This window comes from Stenotrophomonas sepilia (genome assembly GCF_003244875.1).
Classification (GTDB): Bacteria; Pseudomonadota; Gammaproteobacteria; order Xanthomonadales; family Xanthomonadaceae; genus Stenotrophomonas; species Stenotrophomonas sepilia.
Map to the genome: position 1 here is coordinate 13250 of NZ_LXXZ01000083.1, position 18393 is coordinate 31642.

An 18393-nucleotide genomic window follows, 5' to 3' on the forward strand; every position below is an offset into this window, starting at 1 on the left:
TTGTAGGTTCGGAAACGTGAAATCTATCTCAAATTCTGGCGTGGCGCGCGAGGGAAACGCGCCAGGCCCTGTTCAGCGACTGCGCTGCACGGCCACCGGAAGTTCGGCCAGGCGCTGCCATTCGGGCTGCTGCAGCAGGGCGGGATCGGCCAGCACGGCGGCCATCAACGGATGGGCGTCGTTGCCCCAGAACAGTTCGTCATCGATGACCAGGGTCGGTACGCCGAACACGCCGGCAGCAATGGCGGCCTCGGTGTTCCTCCGCAGCTGCTCCTTGACCGCGGGGGCCGCGATGGCGCTGGCGACATCCTCGATCCCCAGCCGCGCAGCCGGTTCGCGCAGGGCCTCGGCGCTATCGGCGGCATTGCCGTCGCGCCAGATCCAGTCGAACAGCACGTCCACCGCCTGCACGCTGCCACCGGCGGCCAGGCACAGCCGCAGGGCAGACAACGGGTTGAACGGGTGGCCCGGCGGGAACCGCAGCGGTGTTCCTTCGGCCTGCGCAGTCCACAGCAGCTGGCGGTACATGAAGCGGCGCTTGGCCGGAATCTCGGCCGGCCCGAGGTTGCCCAGGTGATGCAGCACGGCACCGAAGGCGATCGGCACGGTCTGGATCTGTGCGAACTGGGGTAGCTGCTTCAGCTTCTGCCAATGCAGGTAGGAATAGGGCGAGACGAAGTCGAAGTACCAGCGCAGGGTGGCCATGCAGGTTTCCTTGGATAACGAGGTCAGGGCTGCGCGTTGCGCTGCAGGTAGCGGTCGCGCAGTTCGGTCTGGCGCGAGCGCATCGGCATCGCCCGGCCGCCCAGCCAGACCTGTTCGGCATAGTGCGCCACGTCCAGCGGGTCGCCCTCCCACAGCACCAGGTCGGCACGCTTGCCCGGCTCGATGCTGCCGATCTGGTCGGCCACGCCGAACGCCTGCGCCGGCACCCGGGTCAGGCCGGCCAGGCCGTCGGCCCAGGGCAAACCGTTGGCCACGGCATTGCCGGCCAGCTGGCGCATCTTGCGGGCGTTGTGCGAGGCGTCGCCACGCTGCACGAACGAGACCGCCACGCCGGAACGTTGCAGGCGTGCCGCATTTTCCAGCGTGGCGCCGATCTGGTCGAAGCTGGCCGGCAGGTTGGACAACACATCGACGAACACCGGTACCTGTGCGGCGGCCAGCTCCGGCGCCAGCTGCCAGGCTTCGCTGCCACCGGCGATGGCGATCTTCACCTTTTCGCGGGCGGCCCAGCGCAGCAGCTGGCGAATGTCCGCAGCGCGGTCCACCTCCACCACGATGCGGCCGTGCCCGGCCAGGTAGCGGCTGAGCGTGCGGCGCCCGGCCGGCGTCAGCAGCGCGTGCGGTGAGTCCGCGGCAACCTGGCCACGCGCCTCGTCCACCATCTGCTGCAACAGCATCCATTGCGCGGCACGCGACTGCCCGGTCAGCTCCACTGCGGCCGACCCCAGGCGCAGGAACAGCGCGCGCGGCCCGAGGGGATCGGCGCTGCCGTCCAGCCGCATCACGCCACCCTGGCCTGCAACGAAGCCGCCACCGGTGGCCGCCCCCAGGGCGGTGAAGCCGATGCCGTCCAGGCGTGCCACCGGGATCAGCACCGAGGCCGGGTTGTACGCCAGGGTGACATCGAACTCGGGGCGCAACGGTTGTTCGCCGATCTTCAACGTGCTGTCGACCGTGCTCGCTTCACCGGAGACCTCTTCGATGCCGATCTCGGTGATGCCCCCGAACAGCGCCGGTGTCAGCGGACGGCCATCGGCCTCGACCACGCTGGCCCCGGCCGGGGCGGACAGCCCGCTGCCGACGGCGCGGATGATCCCGCCCTGCACCAGCACATCGGCGTGCTGCAGGCTGCCGCGCGCGCTGGCCGTATGTACGGTCGCGTTGCGCACCAGCAGGTCCTGCGCCTGCACGGATGCGGAGAGGCAGGCCAGCACCATGACCGTAGCGCCGAGCAATGCCCGGCGACGCTTGTTCAACGCGCCCATCAGTGCACCTCCTGGCCAAGCTGGAAGTCGGAACGTGGCGTGGCCGCAGGTGCGCTGCGGTCGTACAGGCGGCGGCCGTCGATGAAGACCTGCTCGGCCAGCGCGTACGAGCTGAAGGGGTTGCCGTTCCACACCACCACGTCGGCCATCTTGCCGGCCTCCAGGGTGCCGGTCTGGCCTTCAATCCCCAGCGCCCTGGCGGCGTTGGCGGTCATCCAGGTGATGGCGTGTTCGGGGGGGATCTCCGGCATGCGTGCGCGGCGCGCGGCGGCAATCACCTTGGCCGCTTCCTGGTTCAGGCGCTGGATGCCTTCGGGGGAGTCGGAATGGACGATGGCGCAGCTGTTCTTCGGCCGATCGACCAATGCGATGTTCTCCGGAATGCCGTCGAAGGCTTCCATCTTGAAGCCCCACCAGTCGGCCCACAGCGCGCCGCAGACGCCGTCGGCGGCCAGCCGGTCGGCCAGCTTGTAGGCCTCCACGCCGTGGTGGAAGGCGGCCACCTTGAAGCCGAATTCCTTGGCCAGGTCGAGCATGGTGGCCATCTCGTCGGCGCGGTAGCAATGGATATGCACGCGGATGTCGCCCTCGATCGCACCGGCCAGCGTGTCCAGCTTGAGATCGCGCTTGCCACCAGCATCACCGGCGCTGTCGCCCTTGTCGCTGCCGAACCAGCTCCTGCGCTTGGCCGGCTTCGGTTTGTTCTTGGCGATGTAGTCGGCGGCATCGATGAAGGCGGCGCGGTAGCCGGCAACGTTGCCCATCCGCGTGGCCGGAGCGACGCCCTTGCCTCCGCCGTACACCCGCTTCGGGTTCTCGCCGCAGGCCATCTTCAGCCCCCACGGTGCGCCGGGAAACTTCATCGCCTGGTAGGTGATGGCGGGGACGTTCTTCAGGGTCACACCACGGCCACCGACCAGGTTGGCCGAGCCCGGCAGCACCTGCATGCTGGTCACGCCGCCGGCCAGTGCGGTGGCGAAACCCGGGTCCTGCGGCCACACCGAGTGCTCGGCCCAGACGTTGGCGGTGACCGGTGCGGTCATCTCGTTGCCGTCGCTGTGCGCACCGACACCCGGGCTGGGATACACGCCCAGGTGCGAATGCACGTCGATCAGGCCCGGAGTGACCCACTTGCCCTGTGCATCAATGCGGGTGACAGCGGCATCGGCCTGCAGCTGGCGGCCGACGGCAACGATGCGGCCCTCGCGCAGCAGCACGTCGGCGTTGTCCAGGCGCTGGCCGGTGCCGGTCAGCACGGTGGCGTTCTGGATCAGCACCGGTGCATCGGGGTGTGCCTGGTAGGTGCTGGGGTAGGGATCGGCGACGAAGCGCGAGGCGCCCACCGCCGGTGTCGTGCTCAATGAAAGCAGCGCCAGTGCCACCCCGGTGCGCAACAACGTCGATGCCATGCAGTTCCCCTCGCAGCGTGATCCAGCCGCCGACGCTAGCCGGGCGATGGCGGGCTTGCCAAGTGACCTTCTTCACAGGCCTGCCGACGGTCGCTCGACGGCACCGGCCGGGTGGCTGAAAATATCCGGCCCCCACGCCGTACCGGACCGCCCATGAAGAGCAAGCAGGAAATCGTCGACAACTGGCTGCCGCGCTACACCGGCGTGCCGCTGGACCAGTTCGGCCAGCACATCCTGCTGACCAACTTCGGCGGCTACCTGCACACCTTTTCCGAGCTGACCGGTGCGCCCATCATCGGCCTGGACCGGCCGATGGCCAGTGCCACCATCGACGGCATCACCATGATCAACTTCGGCATGGGCAGCCCCAATGCCGCGATCATCATGGACCTGCTGTCGGCAGTGATGCCCAAGGCGGTACTGTTCCTGGGCAAGTGCGGTGGCCTCAAGCGCAAGAACCAGCTGGGTGACCTGGTGCTGCCGATCGCGGCGATCCGCGGCGAAGGTACGTCGGGCGACTACCTGCCGCCGGAAGTGCCAGCCTTGCCGGCGTTTGCGCTGCAGCGTGCAGTCTCGACCATGATCCGCGACCTCGGCCACGACTACTGGACCGGCACCGTCTACACCACCAACCGCCGGGTCTGGGAGCACGACGAGGCCTTCAAGGAGCGGCTGCGGGCGATGCGCTGCATGGCCATCGACATGGAAACCGCCACCGTGTTCGCGGCCGGTTTCGCCAACCACATTCCCAGTGGCGCGCTGCTGCTGGTCTCGGACCAGCCGATGATCCCCGACGGGGTCAAGACCGAGGCTTCCGATGCCAAGGTCAGCTCCCAGTTCGTGGAAAACCATATCCAGATCGGTATCGAGGCGCTTAAGCTTATCCGGCGCAACGGCAAGTCGGTCCGCCACCTGCGCTTCGATGAATGATGATGACGGCCTGGCGCGGCGCGCCGGCCCTGGGGAGTAGGTGATGGACGTTGCCGCGCAAGTGGTGGATTTCTGGAAAGAAGCGGGCCCTGCGAAGTGGTTCGCCCGCGACGATGCGTTCGACGCGCAGTTCCGCCAGTTGTTCCTGGATGAGCATTTCGCCGCCGCTTCGCGTGGGCGTGAACACTGGCTGGGCAGTGCCGAGGGCGCACTGGCGCTGATGCTGCTGCTGGACCAGTTCCCGCGCAACTGCTTCCGCGGTACTGCCCATTCCTATGCCACCGATGGCCTGGCCCGGCACTACGCCATGCGCGCCATCGAGGAAGGCCTGGACCTGCAGCTGGTGCCGAAGCTGCGCGCCTTCATCTACCTGCCGTTCGAGCACTCCGAGGACCCGTTGGACCAGGACCGTTCGGTGGCGATGTTCGATGTGCTGGGCGACAAGGAATACCTGCAGTACGCCGAGCTGCACCGCGACATCATCCGCCGCTTCGGCCGTTTCCCGCACCGCAACGCAGTGCTGGGGCGCATTCCCTCGCCGGAGGAACTGGACTACCTGGCCGAAGGCGGTTTCGCCGGCTGAAAAAAGGGGACGGAGGGGATTAAGTCGTTTGTGGTATAAACGACTTAATCCCCTCCGTCCTCTTTTTTCGGGGGCCAGATCCGCTTTCCGCAGGAAAGGGCGCTGACCCCGCGCCGTCAATCAGTACTTCGGCACGCCGTTGTCGACGTCTTCCGACCAGGCGTTGATGCCGCCGGTCACGTTGAACACCTTGGTGAAACCCAGGGCGCGGAACTGCTCGGCGGCCTGCGCGCTGCGGCCACCGTGGTGGCACATGAAGGCCAGTGCAGTGTCCTTCGGCAGGGCTTCCAGCGCGGCACGGCCGTTGCCGTCGAAGGTCTTGAACGGCACGCCGACGGCGGCGATCTCACGTTCGTCGGCGGGGCGCACGTCGACCAGGGTGATGTTGCCGGCACGCACCAGGTCGTCGGCATCGCGCACGCTGATTTCCTGCACCGGCTTGGGCGCATTCGGGTTGTCGATGGCCAGGCCCTTGCCGCGGATGTCGTCCACCCAGTCGATGGTGATGCCGTTGGCGCGACGGGCACTGGCCAGGTCGAACTGCACGCGCAGGCCATTGGACTCGGCAGCGATGGCGCCTTCGTCGTGCGGGGCCAGCTGGAAGTTCGGCTGGAAACCGGCGTCGATGGACAGCTGCAGGGCCGCGCCCGGGGCATCGGCCAGCGCGCCCTTGAGCATTTCCACGGCGGCCGGGGTGACGGTGATGCTCGGCGGGGTACGGTCCGGCGCAGCCAGGCCCAGCACGCTGCTCAGCTCGCCGCTGGCGGCCATCTGCAGCACGATGTCGCTGCCGCCGACCAGTTCGCCGTCGATGTACAGCTGCGGGATGGTCGGCCAGTCGCCATAGGCCTTGATGCCTTCACGGATTTCCTGGTCGGCCAGCACGTTGACGTGGGCGAACTCGACACCCAGGTCCTGCAGGGCGCCCACGGCCTTGGCCGAGAAACCGCACTGCGGCATCGACGGCTGGCCCTTCATGAACAGCACGACGCGGTTGGCGTTGAGGATGGATTCGATGCGCGAACGCAGGGCGGGATCGAGGGACATGGACGTCGGGGTTCCGGGAATTCGAACCATCGATTCTACCCCTCATGGCATCATGGGGGATGAGCAACGCAGGAACATTGCATCGCATTCCGACCCGGCCCTGGCGCTGGCTGCCCTGGCTGGTGGCGTCGCAGCTGCTGGTGATCCTGGTCTGGGCCCTGGCGGGCTGGCACTGGGGGGTGCCGCTGATGGTGGCCAGCCACGCACTGTTCTTGGTGCCGGTGTTCCTGCCCAACAGTCGCTTCTATGCGCCGGTGCTGAGCCGGTTGCCGGATGCCGGCAACAGCGTCTGGCTGACCATTGATGACGGTCCTGGCCCGGAAACCCGTGCCGTGCTCGACCTGCTGGACCGCCACCAGGCCCATGCCACCTTTTTCCTGGTGGGCGAGCGCGCGCTGGCGCAGCCGGAACTGGTGCAGGAGATCCTGCGCCGCGGCCACGACCTGGGCAACCACAGCCACAGCCATCCGCAGGCGCGCTTCTGGCGGCTGGGCCCGGCGGCGATGCGCGCCGAGATCGAGGGCTGCCAGCACGCGCTGCAGGCGGTAAGCGGTCGCCCGGTGCGCTGGTACCGCTCGGTGGTGGGCATGACCAATCCGTTCGTGGCGCCGGTGCTGCAGCGGCTGGGCCTGGTCCGGGTCGGCTGGAGCGCGCGCGGCTTCGACGGCATCGGTTGCACGGCGCAGGGGGTGCTCGACCGCCTGCTGCCGGATCTGCGACCGGGGGCCATCGTGCTGCTGCATGAGGGGGCCGCCCACGGCCACAACCTGGCGATCATTGAGGGCGTGCTGAAGGCACTGGACGAGCGCGGGCTGAAAGCGCGGCTGCCGGTCCCGTAACGCCGGCCCTGGTAATGTAGAGCAGCCGGGCATGGGCTCGGCTCTACAAGGGGGGCGCTACTGTAGCGCCCGAGCCGATGCTCGGGCGGCGGTGCGCAGCACCGGAAAAACGTCGCAGCGCAGCTCTACAGCGCGGGGCGTTGGGCCACCAGCAACCAGCTGTTGAATGGCGTGCGCCCATGCAGGGGACGCGGCGCCGTCACCTGCAATCCGGCCTCGGCCAGTGTCGCTTGCAGCACGTGCGGGTCGGGGTAGTGGCGCGGCCGCGTGCCCATCCAGCCGACCAGCCAGGCCAACCGGTCCGCCACCCGCGTGGTGCGGTCGCGACCATCGCCGGTGGCCAGTGGCGTGCGCAGCAGCAGGCGGCCACCGGCGGCCACCCGCGCGCTGGCCGCACGCAGCAGTGCCAGTTGTGGGCCCGCGTCCAGGTACTGCAACACATCCAGCAACAGGACGTGTCCGGGCTGCGCCGGCAGTGGCGCCTGCACGTCCAGGCAGTCGAAGCGCACAGCGTGCAGGCCGGTGGCGGCACGCTGGGCACGGGTGATCTTGCTGGCATCCACGTCCACGCCGAGGTAGGGGTGGGTGCCGCCGCGCTGGCGCAGCACATGGGCGAACAGCCCCAACCCGCAGCCCAGGTCCAGCACCGGCTGCCCGTCGTCGCGCAGATGCTGCAGCACGCCGTCATACAGAGGGTCGCTGCCGAGCTTGCCGCGGGTGTAGTAGTAGTCGCGACGGCTGCCCCAGGCCCGTGCCGGGCGGAACGCTTCGGCGATCGCGCGGGCCTGCGGGGCGGTCAGCGGTGTGCAGGGCAGCGGCGGGCCGTTCCGTGGCTTACCATCCATCGTATCAGTCCGTTCCACCGAGCAGGCGTGCGGCGACCGGCAGCGCGCGCGCGCTCCACAATGCGTACATCCGCGCCGACGGGTGCAGGCCGTCTTCGGCGATCATTGCCGGGTTGCCGCCCTGGTCACGGCTGATGTCGGTGATGTCGACGAAGGCCACGCCCTGCTGGGTGCTGATCACCTCGGCAGCTGCGTTGAACTCGTCGGTCTCGATCTCGATGGTGGCCAGGTCGCGGCCGCTGCCGGCACCGAACGGCGTCGCGCCCCAGTCGGGGAAGGACAGCACCAGCACGCGCCCGGGGCGGCCCCCGGCAAAGCCGATCGCCCGCTGCAGCAGGGCCTGGAACTGTACGCGGTACTCGTCCAGCGGCCGGCCGCGGTACTGGTTGTTGACGCCGATCAGCAGGCTGACGAAATCGAACGGGCCCTGGGGTGCAGCCGCATCGATGCCGGCGTCCAGCTCGTCGGTGGTCCAGCCGGTGGTGGCGATGGTCTGCGGGTCGGCCAGCGCCACATCCTGCGCACGCAGGGCGGCGGCCAGCTGGTGCGGCCAGCGGCCTTCGACAGCAACGGCTTCTCCGACGGTGTACGAGTCGCCCAGCGCCAGGTAGGACAGCGCCACCGCTCAGGCCACCGAACGGCGCGGCTTCAGCGGCACGACCTTGGTCGCGTCCTCGGCACGCCGGGCCAGCACGCGGTCGATGCGGGCGAACACATCGCGCATCACCGAGGCTTCCGGCAACAGGGTCACGCGGAAATGGTGGCGGTAGGGCACGTTGAAGCTGGAACCCGGTACCACCAGCACGCCTTCGTTGTTCATCAGGTCCAGCGCGAAGGTGTGGTCGTCAAAGCTCTTGGCAGCGGCACCGACCACGGCCGGGAACGCATACAGCGCACCGGCTGGCGCGACCAGCGACAGGTGCTCGCTGGCTTCGCAGGCGTCGATCACCGCGCGGCGGGTTTCATACAGGCGGCCGCCCGGGGTGCACAGTTCGGAGATGGTGTCCGGGCCGTTCACTGCGGCCTCGATGGCGTACTGGCCCGGCACGTTGGCGCACAGGCGCAGCGCGCCCAGCAGGTCCAGCGCGGCGCGGAAGTCGCCCAGGCGCGCGTCGTCGCCGCTGAGGTGGGCCCAGCCCACGCGCCAGCCGCAGGCACGGTGCACCTTGCTCAGGCCGCTGAAGGTCAGGCACGGATGGTCGCCGGCCAGCGGCGCGACCGGCTGGAACACCGCATCGTCGTACAGGATCTGGTCGTAGATCTCATCGACCAGCAACAGCAGGTTGTGGCGTCGTGCGATCTCGACCACGCGCTCAAGCAGTTCGCGCGGGTAGCTGGCGCCGCTGGGATTGTTCGGGTTGATCAGCACGATGGCGCGGGTGCGTGACGACACCAGTGTCTCGATCTCGCTCGGGTCCGGCTGGAAGCCGTTTTCGGCGGCGCAGCGGTAGTACACCGGTCGGCCATCGTTGAGGATGGTGGAGGCCGACCACAGTGGGTAGTCCGGCGACGGCACCAGCACCTCATCGCCCGGATTGAGCAGTGCGCGCAGCGACAGGTCGATCAGCTCGCTGACACCGTTGCCGACGAACACGCGGTCCGGGTGTGCATCCGGTGCGCCGCGGCGGGCGTAGTAATCGGCGATGGCTTCACGCGCCACCGGCAGGCCCTGCTGGTGGGTGTACGGGTCGGTGCGGCCCATGTCGTCGGCGATTGCGCGCTGCAGATGCTCGGGTGCGCGGAAACCGAAGTTGCCCGGGTTGCCGATGTTGAGCTTGATCAGCTTGCGGCCCTGCGCCTCCAGCTCCCGCGCTCGCCGGGCCAGTTCTCCGCGGATTTCGTAGCGCACTTCGGAAAGGCGCTCGCGGATGGCCAGGGGCTTGGGCGAGATGGTGGACATGAGGCTGGGCCGTCAAAAGGCATGGGGATTCCATCCTACCGGAATTGCTGCAGTGCATGGCAATGGCTCCGGGCCTGCTATTGCTGGGCTGGCCGGGGGCCGTCACAGGTAGAATGGCGGCGATGACCCAGACCCCCGATTTCATCGCCCTGCAGACCATCGGCTGGCCCTGGCCGGGCCCGGCGCAGCAGGCCGACTGGCAGGCCGTGATGGCCGCACACCCGCAGGCCCGCCCGGCGCGGGTGATCGAGCAGCACCGGACCCATTACGTGGTGGCCGATGGCCCGGATGCGGCGATCAAGGCCGAGTCACTGCCGGAATGGCAGCGCCCGCGCTTTCCCAGCCACGAGCGGCCGGCCGTGGGCGACTGGGTGCTGCTGGACGGCATCCGCATCGTTGCGCTGCTGCCGCGTCGCACCGCGATCAAGCGTGGCGCGGCGGGCGAGCACTACCACCAGCAGGTGATCGCAGCGAACATCGATACGGTGTTCATCGTTTGTGGCCTGGATGCCGACTTCAATCCGCGCCGCATCGAGCGCTACCTGCTGCTGGTCGGCGGTGGCGGCGCCGAACCGGTGGTGGTGCTGACCAAGGCCGACCAGACCGAGTACAGCGAGGATGCGCTGGCGGTGCTGGAAGAACTGGAGATGCAGGGCATCGCGTTGCATGCGATCAACGGCCTGGATGCCGACAGTGTGGCGGTGCTGCAACCGTGGCTGGGCCCGGGCCGCACGGTGGTGCTGGTGGGCTCCTCCGGTGCCGGCAAATCCACGCTGACCAACACCCTGCTCGGCGAGCAGCGGATGAAGACCAACGCGGTGCGTGCCAACGATTCGCGCGGCCGCCACACCACCACCCATCGCGCGTTGATGCCGCTTCCGACCGGCGCCTGCCTGATCGACACCCCCGGCATGCGCGAGCTGAAACCGACCGGCGAAGAAACGCTGTCCGAAGGTGGCTTCGCCGACATCGAAGCGCTGGCCACGCAGTGCCGTTTCAACGACTGCAAGCACCAGCAGGAACCGGGCTGTGCTGTCCGCGCAGCGATCGACGCTGGCGAGATCGAAGAGAGCCGGCTGCTGAACTATTTCAAGCTGAAGGAAGAAGTGGCCGCCGCTGCCGCCAAGCTGGCGGTGCGCCAGGCCGAGACCGCGCAGGAACGTGGCGGCAAGAAGGGCAAAGGCCAGCAGTTCCGCCCGGCCGGAAAGCCGCGTAGGCGCTGACAGTGCAGCCGAGCGTGGGCTCGGCTCTACAAGAGATGCATCCCGGGACACCCTGTAGCGCCCGAGCCAACGCTCGGGCGGCGGCGCGCAGCGCCGGACATGGCAGGGCGCTATAGTCCGCGCATGGAACCGACCGCGACGCTGGACCGTGAGGTGGCCCACCATGCAGCGCTCGATGCGCGCCTGGTCGAGGCCGTGGGAGGCATCCGCCTGCTGGGGCTGACCAGCTGGCCGGCCACGCTGCAGGCACCGTTCCTGGACAGCGTGGCACGTGGCCAGCCGGTGCTGCCGAAGGTGGATTACCCACGGCTGGACTTCAGCGAAGAACGTCGCGCGCTGGCTGTGATCGCCGCTGACTGCGATGACAGCCATCCGCTGGGCCACTACGTGCGGCAGTCGGCACAGAGCTGGGACCTGGCCGCGCAGCTGCTTGAGGGGCTGGGCACTGCCGCCGTCGATACCTGTTCGGTGCAGCTGTTCGGCGCGCCCGAGCAGCCGTTGCCAGGCAATGGCCCGAGCACGCGCGACGCGGCGCGTCACTTCATCCAGATTGCTGCCGAACTCGATCACGAACTGCTGGCGCCGGAAGAGCAGGTGCCGGTCTCGGCCATTGCCCTGCAGCTGCAGCTGCAGAATGACCTGGATGCGTTCTTCGAATCGCGCATCATCCAGGTGCAGCTGGATCCGGAGCTGGTGTCCAAGGCGGCTGCCGGCCCGACCCGTATTCGACTGCGCACCAGTGCCCGCTTCAGCGCCTACGACCGCGCGCAGCTGTTCCACCACGAAGCGCTGGTGCATTCGCTGACCGCATTGAACGGCCGCGAACAACCGGTGTTGCCCAGCCTGGCGTTGTCGTCGCCGCGGGTGACGGCCACCCAGGAAGGGCTGGCGACGTTTGCCGAGCAGATCACCGGCAGCATCGACATCGAGCGCCTCAAGCGCATCAGCCTGCGTACCGAAGCGATTGCGATGGCACGCGAAGGCGCCGATTTCATCGAAGTGTTCCGCTATTTCTGCGATGCGGGGCAGAACGCAGAGGAGAGTTTCGCCTCGGCACAGCGCGTGTTCCGCGGCGTGCCGCCGAATGGCGGCCTGGCCTTCACCAAGGACACGGTGTACCTGCGCGGCCTGGTGTCGGTGCACACCTTCTTCCGGCACATGCTGGCCGAGGACCGCCTGCAGGTCTGCCGCTGGTTGTTCGCCGGCAAGATGAGCTTGACCGATGCGATCACGTTCGCGCCGCTGTTCGAGGCGGGCGTGTTGAAGCCGCCGCGCTGGCTGCCGCACTGGGTGAGCCGGGCGAACGGCCTGGCCGGCATGCTGGCGTTTTCGCTGTTTGCCAACCGGATACGGATGGACCAGCTGGCGCCGGAATGAAATGCGTTGGCGGTTTGTGGCGTCTTGATTGATATCGGATAGAGCGGGGGGCTTGCGCTGGCCAGGACACGCCGCAAGTACGTCCCTGTAGGCTCGGCCACGGCATCCATGCCGTGGACGGTCCTGGCCAGCACAAGCCCCCCGCTCTGAACAATTTCCGCGAGACGGCCAGCAATCCACCAGAGGGATTGCGTTTGAAAAGCTTGAAAAGCAAAGCGCCGGGCACTGCCCGGCGCTTTGCTTCTGCTCTTGCTTTCCATTGCCTCCGCGCCGGCGCAGGGGATTGTCGAGCGAGGTGGGACGGGCCGAGGCAGGACCGTGAGGCGCATGGATGCGCCGACCGAGCCTACATGGACGTACTTGCGGCGTGTCCTGCCTCGGCCCGTCCCACCTCGCCCCGCTGCGGTACTGATGCGCCGCAGCGCCCGCTTTTGACTTAGAACTCCGCCGCCACCGTCATGAACAGCTGCCGCGGTGCGCTCGCATGGATCGCATAGCGCGTGCCCTTCGGATCGGTCGGTGCGAACGAGCTCAGCTGGCCGGCGTAGCGCTTGTTGGTCAGGTTGGTCGCATTCAACGACACCCGAATGTTGCGCAGGCCCAGGCCCGGGCCGAAGTCGTAGCCTGCACCGGCGTCGAAGGTGGTCACGCCCGGCACCGACTGGTCGTTGGTGTAGGTGTAGTAGCGTTTGCCGGTGTACTTGGCACGCAGGCTGGCGAAGAAGCCATCGCGATTCCAGCTGATCTCGCTGGAGGCCATGCGCTGCGGCGTATCCACCGTGATCTTGCCGGCCACCGGCACGATCGCGCCGCCCGAGGTGTAGTCATCCTCGTAGGTGGTCTTGTTCCAGGACAGCGCGTTGTACCACTGCAGGCCGTCGATCGGCTCGAGGATGAAGGTCAGTTCCGCGCCGTGGCTCTTTACCGAACCGACGTTGATGAAGCGCGTCACGCACTCCGGACGCGTGCCGACTTCGATGCTCGAGCACGGGTTCAGCGACAGCAGGCGGTTGTCGAATTTCACGTTGTAGGCGGCGATCGAGGCCTGGTACTTCTCGCCGAAGGTACGGAAGCCGGCTTCCAGGCTCTTGGACTTCTCCGGTTCCAGCCCGGCGCTGGCCGCGAACGATTCCGGCGACACCTGCAACGGGCCACCGCTGCCGCCACCGACAAAGGCGGCGATGTTCTCGGCGTACGAGGCGAACAGTTCATTGTTGGCGTTGAGCTTGAAACCCAGGCCTACCTGCGGCAGCACCGACTTCTTGGCGGTCAGCGTGCCCGAGGCGATGCTGGTTTCCACGCCCGGCTGGGCGGTGGCGCGCATGCGGGTGTTCGGGCTCTTGATGCCCACGTCCACGGTCAGGCGCTGGTCCAGGAAGCGCATGCGGTCCTGCACGTAGAACTGGCGCGTGCGGATGTCGAAATCCTGGTTGAACAGCAGGCGGTCCGGGTTCTTCAGGTACAGGTCGTCCAGGAACGGGCCGCTGATGTAGTAGAAGTTGCGCGACACGTTGTGGTCGTTCTGCTCGTACCACAGGCCCGCCTCCAGTTCGTGGATGCTCACCGTCCACGACAGCGCGGCGGTCACACCATCGCGGTTGATCGTGTAGTTGGTGCTGCGGATCGAAATCGGCAGCATCCTGTCGGTGCCCGGGTAGGACGGCTGGCCCGGTGCCCACCAGTGGCCCTGGCCACGGTTGTCGTGGTGGTAGGCCAGCAGCTTCAGGCGGCCCTGCTCGCCCAGGCGCAGGTCGGCATCGACCGAATAAAGGTTGTCGTCGCGCAGTGCACGGCTCTGGTAGTACGCATCGTCGATGCTGTTGACGCCGCCGCTGAACCTGCAGCGCGCCTTGTTGTAGGTGCCCGGCGCGCAGTACGCGGCGGCGACGGCGCGATCCCAGTCCGGCGCGTAGATGTTCCAGTCATAACCCAGGCCGCGGGCCAGCATGTCCTTGGACAGGTAGGCGTAGTTGGCCTGGCTGGCGCGCGAGGTCGCCACGAACGCACCGAAACGGTGGTCGCCGACATTCCACACGGCCTTGGCGTTGAACTGGCGGGTGGTCTGGTTCTGGTACGGCGCGGCCCACATGTCCTGGTCCTGGTGCACGCCGGACACATAGGCCGAGAAGCCGTTGAGGTCGCCGGTATCCACGCGCAGGTAGCCACGGCGCTGGTTGTTGTCGCCGACGGTGACGCTGGCACGGCCACCGAATTCAGTGGACGGGTCCATCGAGAAATACTGGATGGTGCCGCCCAGGTTGCTGGTCGAAGCCACGCCCAGCGAACCGATGCCCTGCGACAGCTCGGCACCGGCCAGGTTCTCGGCAATGATCGCGCGGGCAATGCTCAGGCCGTTGTAGTTGCCGTAGCTGTTGTCACCCAACGGGATGCCGTCCAGCGTATAGCCGAGGCGGCTCTTGTCGAAGCCGCGCAGGCTGATGGTCTGCGATTCTTCGTTGGCGCCGAAGGCATCGTTGGACTGCACCGACACGCCCGGGAGGCGGTCGAGGATTTTCTGGCCACTGGTGCCCGGCGGCAGCACCTGCTTGTCGACGGTGGCGATGCGCTGCACCTGGCGGGTCTCGCCCTGGCCGATCACGGAGACGGTATCCAGCGTCTGCGCGCTCAGCGCGGCATCGGTGCTGGCGCCGGTATCGGCGGCGGTGGCGGCATGGGCGCTGGTGGCGGCGGAGAGCGCGATCGCCACGGCGATCGTCAGGTGTCGGGTCTGCATGGTGGTCCGTTGCATGGGGGATGGTCACCGGCACACGTGCGCGGTGCATGGCCACTATGCGAACGGAACATGAAACCTTCTTTACGAGAAACCAACGAACGACGCAGGCCCCCGTGCGTGTCCTGCAACCCGATAGAAAAAGGGGCCGGATCCCCCTCGCGAACGAAGATTCACCGGCCCCGCGCACTCCGTGGGGGAGGGCTCAACCCATGTACAGGCCACCGTTGACCGGATAGTCGGCACCGGTCACGTACGAGGCTTCATCCGAGGCCAGCCACGCGCACAGGCCGGCCACTTCCTCGGGCCGACCCAGCCGGCGCACCGGCACCGAGGCGGCCAGCCGATCCAGTACATCCGGCGGGAAGCTGCTGATCGCCTGGCTGGCGATGTAGCCTGGCGACAGCGTGTTGACAGTGACCCCGCGCGAGGCCACTTCGGCGGCCAGTGCACGGCTGAAACCGTGCATCGCGGCCTTGGCGGTGGCGTAGTTCACCTGGCCGATCTGGCCCTTGTGGGCGCTGACCGAACCGATGTTGATGATGCGGCCCCAGCCGCGCGTGGCCATGCCATCGACCACCTGCTTGGTCAGGTTGAACAGCGCATTGAGGTTGGAGGCGATCACCGCGTTCCAGTCTTCCACCGTCATCTGCCGGAAAAGAAGGTCGCGGCTGCCGCCGGAGTTGTTGACCAGCACGTCCACTTCACCGACTTCTGCACGGACCTTGGCGAACGCGGCGCTGGTCGAGGCCCAGTCGGTGGCGTTGCCTTCGGAGGCGATGAAGTCGAAGCCCTGTTCGCGCTGCTCGCGCAGCCAGTTGGCCTTGCGCGGCGAGTTGGGCGCGCAGCCGGCGACCACGGTGTGGCCGCTGCGGGCCAGGCTCTGGCAGATGGCAGTACCGACACTGCCCATTCCACTGGTGACGTAAGCGATTCGAAGCGTCATTGCAGAAGGCTCCTTGGCAAAGGGTCAGGCGGCGAGGGGATACAGGCCGAACAGCAGGCTGCCGATCATCAGCAGCATCGAAATGGCGATGGCCCACTTCAGGGTGAACTTCTGGTGGTCGGCGAATTCGACCTTGGCCAGGCCCACCAGCAGGTAGGTGGAGGGCACCAGCGGGCTGAGCAGGTGCACCGGCTGGCCGGCCAGCGAGGCGCGCGCCATTTCCACCGGGGTGATGCCGTAGTTGCCGGCGGCCTCGGACAGGATCGGCAGCACGCCGAAGTAGAACGCGTCGTTGGACATGAAGAAGGTGAACGGCATCGACGCCACGGCGGTGATCACCGCCAGGTACGGGCCCCACGACTCCGGAATCACCGCCAGGAAGCTGTGTGACATCGCCTCGACCATGCCGGTGTTGTTGAGGATGCCGGTGAAGATGCCCGCGGCGAAGATCAGCGACACCACCGACAGCACGTTGCCGGCGTGGTTGACCACGCGGCGGCGTTGCTCGGCCAGGTTCGGGTAGTTGATCACCAGGGCGATGGCGAAGCCGACCATGAACAGCACCGGCATCGGCAGCACGCCGATGATCAGCGCGGTCATCAGCGCCACGGTCAGGGCCAGGTTGACCCACAGCAGCTTCGGACGCTTGATGTCCTCGGCGTCTTCCACGGTCGGCAGCGGGTTGCTGTCGTCGGACACGCTGTTGTCCACCCAGCTGCCGCCCTTGGGCAGGGTCACCACGCCAAGGCGACGGCGTTCCTTCAGGCCCAGGTACCAGGCCAGCAGCAGCACGCCGGCACAGGCGATCACCATCGACGGGATCAGCGGCACGAACACATCGGCCGGGTCCACGTGCAGCGCGGTGGCCGCGCGTGCGGTCGGGCCGCCCCACGGGGTCAGGTTCATCACGCCGCCGGCCAGGATGGTCACGCAGGTCATGTTCAGCGCGTTCATGCCGAGGCGCTGGTACAGCGGCAGCATCGCCGAGACGGTGATCATGTAGGTGGTCGAACCGTCGCCATCGAGCGAGATCAGCATCGCCAGCACCGCGGTGCCGAGCACGATCTTCATCGGGTCGCCCTTGACGAAGCGCAGGATCACCCGTACCAGCGGATCGAACAGGCCGGCGTCGATCATCACCCCGAAGTAGAGGATGGCGAACATCAGCATCACGCCGGTCGGCGCGATCTTCTTGATGCCCTCCAGCATCATCTCGTCGATGCCGGCACCGAAGCCGCCGATCAGCGCGAACAGGATGGGGATGGTGATCAGGGCCACCAGCGGCGACAACCGCTTGCTCATGATCAAGTACATGAACGTAATGACCATGCCAAAGCCGAGGATGCTCAGCATCATCTGCGGACTCCTTGCGAAAACAGGATGTGGGGGAGTGGAAGGGGGCCGGGTGGTTTGCCCGGCACAGCTGGCTTAGAAGTCGTACTGCAGGCGGCCGGTGACCGCGCGCGTGCGGTCCACCGTGACCCCGGCCAGGCGGTCGCGATTGCGGCTTTCGATCACGTTGAGCATGAAGCGCAGGTTGTCGCGCAGGTACCAGTTGCCACCCAGCGTCCACGCTTCAGTGCTGCCACGGCGCAGGTCCGGCGCGCCATCGAGGTGCTGCGCGCCCCACATCTGGTCGTAACGCAGCGCCACTTCGAAGGCCCCAGCCTTGTGGCGGATGTCCTTGACCCGTGCGAAGCGGCCGGTCTTGCGGTCGTAGGCACGGCTTTCGCCGGTGACGAACCAGCTGAGCATGCCGTAGGCCGCCATCACGTCGCCGCGCTGGGCGCCATCATCGAAGGTGGCGCCACTGAACTCGCCCTGCCACGACAACGGGCCGCGCACCTGCGCGTATTCCAGCGACCACTTGTTGACGTCGGTATCGCGGCCGGCGGAGAAGTCGACCAGGGTCAGGCGGCTGTTGTCGGACAGGTGGCCGGCCGGGCGCGGGCGGATACGCAGGCCGGGCACGCCGTTGGCCCCCGGGTTGTCGTAGGCCTCGCGGGCCAGCGACAGGCCCAGGTGCAGCACGTCACCGTCGCTGGGCGAGGGCGCCCAGGTGACGCGACCACCCGCCGCGCGGCCCTTCACCTGCCAGGCGTCGATGCTCTCCAGGCTGTAGATGCTGGCCGCCCAGGTGAAGTCACCCGGGTTGGCCTGCCAGGACGCACCCAGGCGGTACAGCGGCGCCAGCGTGGTGCCGGCGTTGCCGCGCTCCAGGAAGCTGCCGTAGTTGGAGCTGGTACGGTCATCCAGCGAGAAGTACTGCTTGAACTGGCCCACGGTCAGCTTGCCGGCCTTGCCGAAGCTGCGTGCCAGATAGACATCCTTGGCCTCGACGCGGTCGCCGGAGAAATCGGCTTCCAGCTTGTAGTCGACCACGAAGAACCTGCCGGACACGTCCAGCCAGGCGCGGCGGACCTCGGTGTCGTCCTTGTTCGGGGTGCCGCGGTTGTCGTTGTCGAAGGTGGCGAAGTCCAGGTGCAGGCGGCCACCGAGGATGGCGGTGACCGGGCGGTCGTCTTCGGCAGCGAAGGCCGGCGCCGACAGGGCAGCCAGCGCCATCATGGCG

General features: G+C 67.6%; 16 protein-coding genes. 5 read left to right on the plus strand and 11 right to left on the minus strand.

The genetic code is table 11. The annotated features are described in order from the left end of the window. Nucleotides 1-72: 72 nt before the first annotated feature. Genes A7X97_RS16885 through A7X97_RS16895 form a run of 3 tightly spaced genes read right to left on the minus strand, consistent with a single transcriptional unit; the run spans nt 73 to nt 3400 of the window. A complete protein-coding gene (locus tag A7X97_RS16885; protein WP_111008229.1) occupies nt 73-705 on the minus strand; it encodes a 2-hydroxychromene-2-carboxylate isomerase in 633 nt (210 codons plus the stop codon). Nucleotides 706-728: 23 nt separating this feature from the next. Beyond that, nucleotides 729-1991: an amidohydrolase family protein gene (locus A7X97_RS16890; RefSeq protein WP_072167616.1), complete on the minus strand. Its 1263-nt coding sequence runs from the start codon at nt 1989-1991 to the stop codon at nt 729-731. Further along, nucleotides 1991-3400, minus strand: coding sequence for an amidohydrolase (locus A7X97_RS16895; protein WP_111008230.1), 1410 nt, complete (start codon nt 3398-3400; stop codon nt 1991-1993). Before A7X97_RS16895 ends, A7X97_RS16890 begins: the two co-directional genes overlap by 1 nt. Nucleotides 3401-3553: 153 nt before the next feature. Between A7X97_RS16895 and A7X97_RS16900 the strand changes: the two genes are divergently transcribed. Together A7X97_RS16900 and A7X97_RS16905 are read left to right on the plus strand one after the other, a co-directional pair. Beyond that, nucleotides 3554-4330, plus strand: coding sequence for an AMP nucleosidase (locus A7X97_RS16900; RefSeq protein ID WP_049415280.1), 777 nt, complete (start codon nt 3554-3556; stop codon nt 4328-4330). A gap of 43 nt (nt 4331-4373) precedes the next feature. Then, nucleotides 4374-4913, plus strand: a complete 540-nt coding sequence (locus A7X97_RS16905; protein WP_005419210.1) for a DUF924 family protein — start codon at nt 4374-4376, stop codon at nt 4911-4913. Nucleotides 4914-5033: 120 nt separating this feature from the next. Here the strand turns inward: A7X97_RS16905 and grxD are convergent, their stop codons facing one another. After that, nucleotides 5034-5960: a Grx4 family monothiol glutaredoxin gene (gene grxD, locus A7X97_RS16910; RefSeq protein ID WP_032956577.1), complete on the minus strand. Its 927-nt coding sequence runs from the start codon at nt 5958-5960 to the stop codon at nt 5034-5036. 59 nt (nt 5961-6019) lie between these two features. Between grxD and A7X97_RS16915 the strand changes: the two genes are divergently transcribed. Then, entirely contained in the window at nt 6020-6799 is a 780-nt protein-coding gene (locus A7X97_RS16915; RefSeq protein ID WP_065196458.1) for a polysaccharide deacetylase family protein, read from the plus strand. Between the two features lie 125 nt (nt 6800-6924). On the opposite strand, the gene A7X97_RS16920 is transcribed toward A7X97_RS16915, so the two are convergent. Genes A7X97_RS16920 through A7X97_RS16930 form a run of 3 tightly spaced genes read right to left on the minus strand, consistent with a single transcriptional unit; the run spans nt 6925 to nt 9544 of the window. Then, entirely contained in the window at nt 6925-7644 is a 720-nt protein-coding gene (locus A7X97_RS16920) for a class I SAM-dependent methyltransferase (RefSeq protein ID WP_072167611.1), read from the minus strand. 4 nt (nt 7645-7648) lie between these two features. Next, nucleotides 7649-8266, minus strand: a complete 618-nt coding sequence (locus tag A7X97_RS16925; protein WP_065196456.1) for an SGNH/GDSL hydrolase family protein — start codon at nt 8264-8266, stop codon at nt 7649-7651. A gap of 3 nt (nt 8267-8269) precedes the next feature. Next, nucleotides 8270-9544, minus strand: a complete 1275-nt coding sequence (locus A7X97_RS16930) for a pyridoxal phosphate-dependent aminotransferase (RefSeq protein ID WP_072167610.1) — start codon at nt 9542-9544, stop codon at nt 8270-8272. A gap of 113 nt (nt 9545-9657) precedes the next feature. On the opposite strand from A7X97_RS16930, the gene rsgA reads away from it, so the two are divergent. After that, on the plus strand, nt 9658-10767 hold the full coding sequence (gene rsgA, locus A7X97_RS16935; RefSeq protein WP_111008231.1) for a ribosome small subunit-dependent GTPase A: 1110 nt from the start codon (nt 9658-9660) through the stop codon (nt 10765-10767). Between the two features lie 123 nt (nt 10768-10890). Next, nucleotides 10891-12144: a flavohemoglobin expression-modulating QEGLA motif protein gene (locus A7X97_RS16940; RefSeq protein ID WP_111008232.1), complete on the plus strand. Its 1254-nt coding sequence runs from the start codon at nt 10891-10893 to the stop codon at nt 12142-12144. Nucleotides 12145-12580: 436 nt separating this feature from the next. Here A7X97_RS16940 and A7X97_RS16945 read toward each other — a convergent pair whose 3' ends face one another. The 4 genes from A7X97_RS16945 to A7X97_RS16960 form a co-directional block, all read right to left on the minus strand. Next, nucleotides 12581-14878, minus strand: a complete 2298-nt coding sequence (locus A7X97_RS16945) for a TonB-dependent receptor (protein WP_088497413.1) — start codon at nt 14876-14878, stop codon at nt 12581-12583. Between the two features lie 202 nt (nt 14879-15080). Continuing rightward, entirely contained in the window at nt 15081-15821 is a 741-nt protein-coding gene (phbB, locus tag A7X97_RS16950; protein ID WP_005419193.1) for an acetoacetyl-CoA reductase, read from the minus strand. Nucleotides 15822-15845: 24 nt separating this feature from the next. Continuing rightward, nucleotides 15846-17174 carry a CitMHS family transporter gene (locus A7X97_RS16955; protein ID WP_088497414.1) on the minus strand — a complete coding sequence of 443 codons (1329 nt, stop codon included), beginning with the start codon at nt 17172-17174 and terminating at the stop codon, nt 15846-15848. 75 nt (nt 17175-17249) lie between these two features. Continuing rightward, nucleotides 17250-18389 carry an OprO/OprP family phosphate-selective porin gene (locus A7X97_RS16960; protein WP_088497404.1) on the minus strand — a complete coding sequence of 380 codons (1140 nt, stop codon included), beginning with the start codon at nt 18387-18389 and terminating at the stop codon, nt 17250-17252. Nucleotides 18390-18393: the final 4 nt, after the last annotated feature.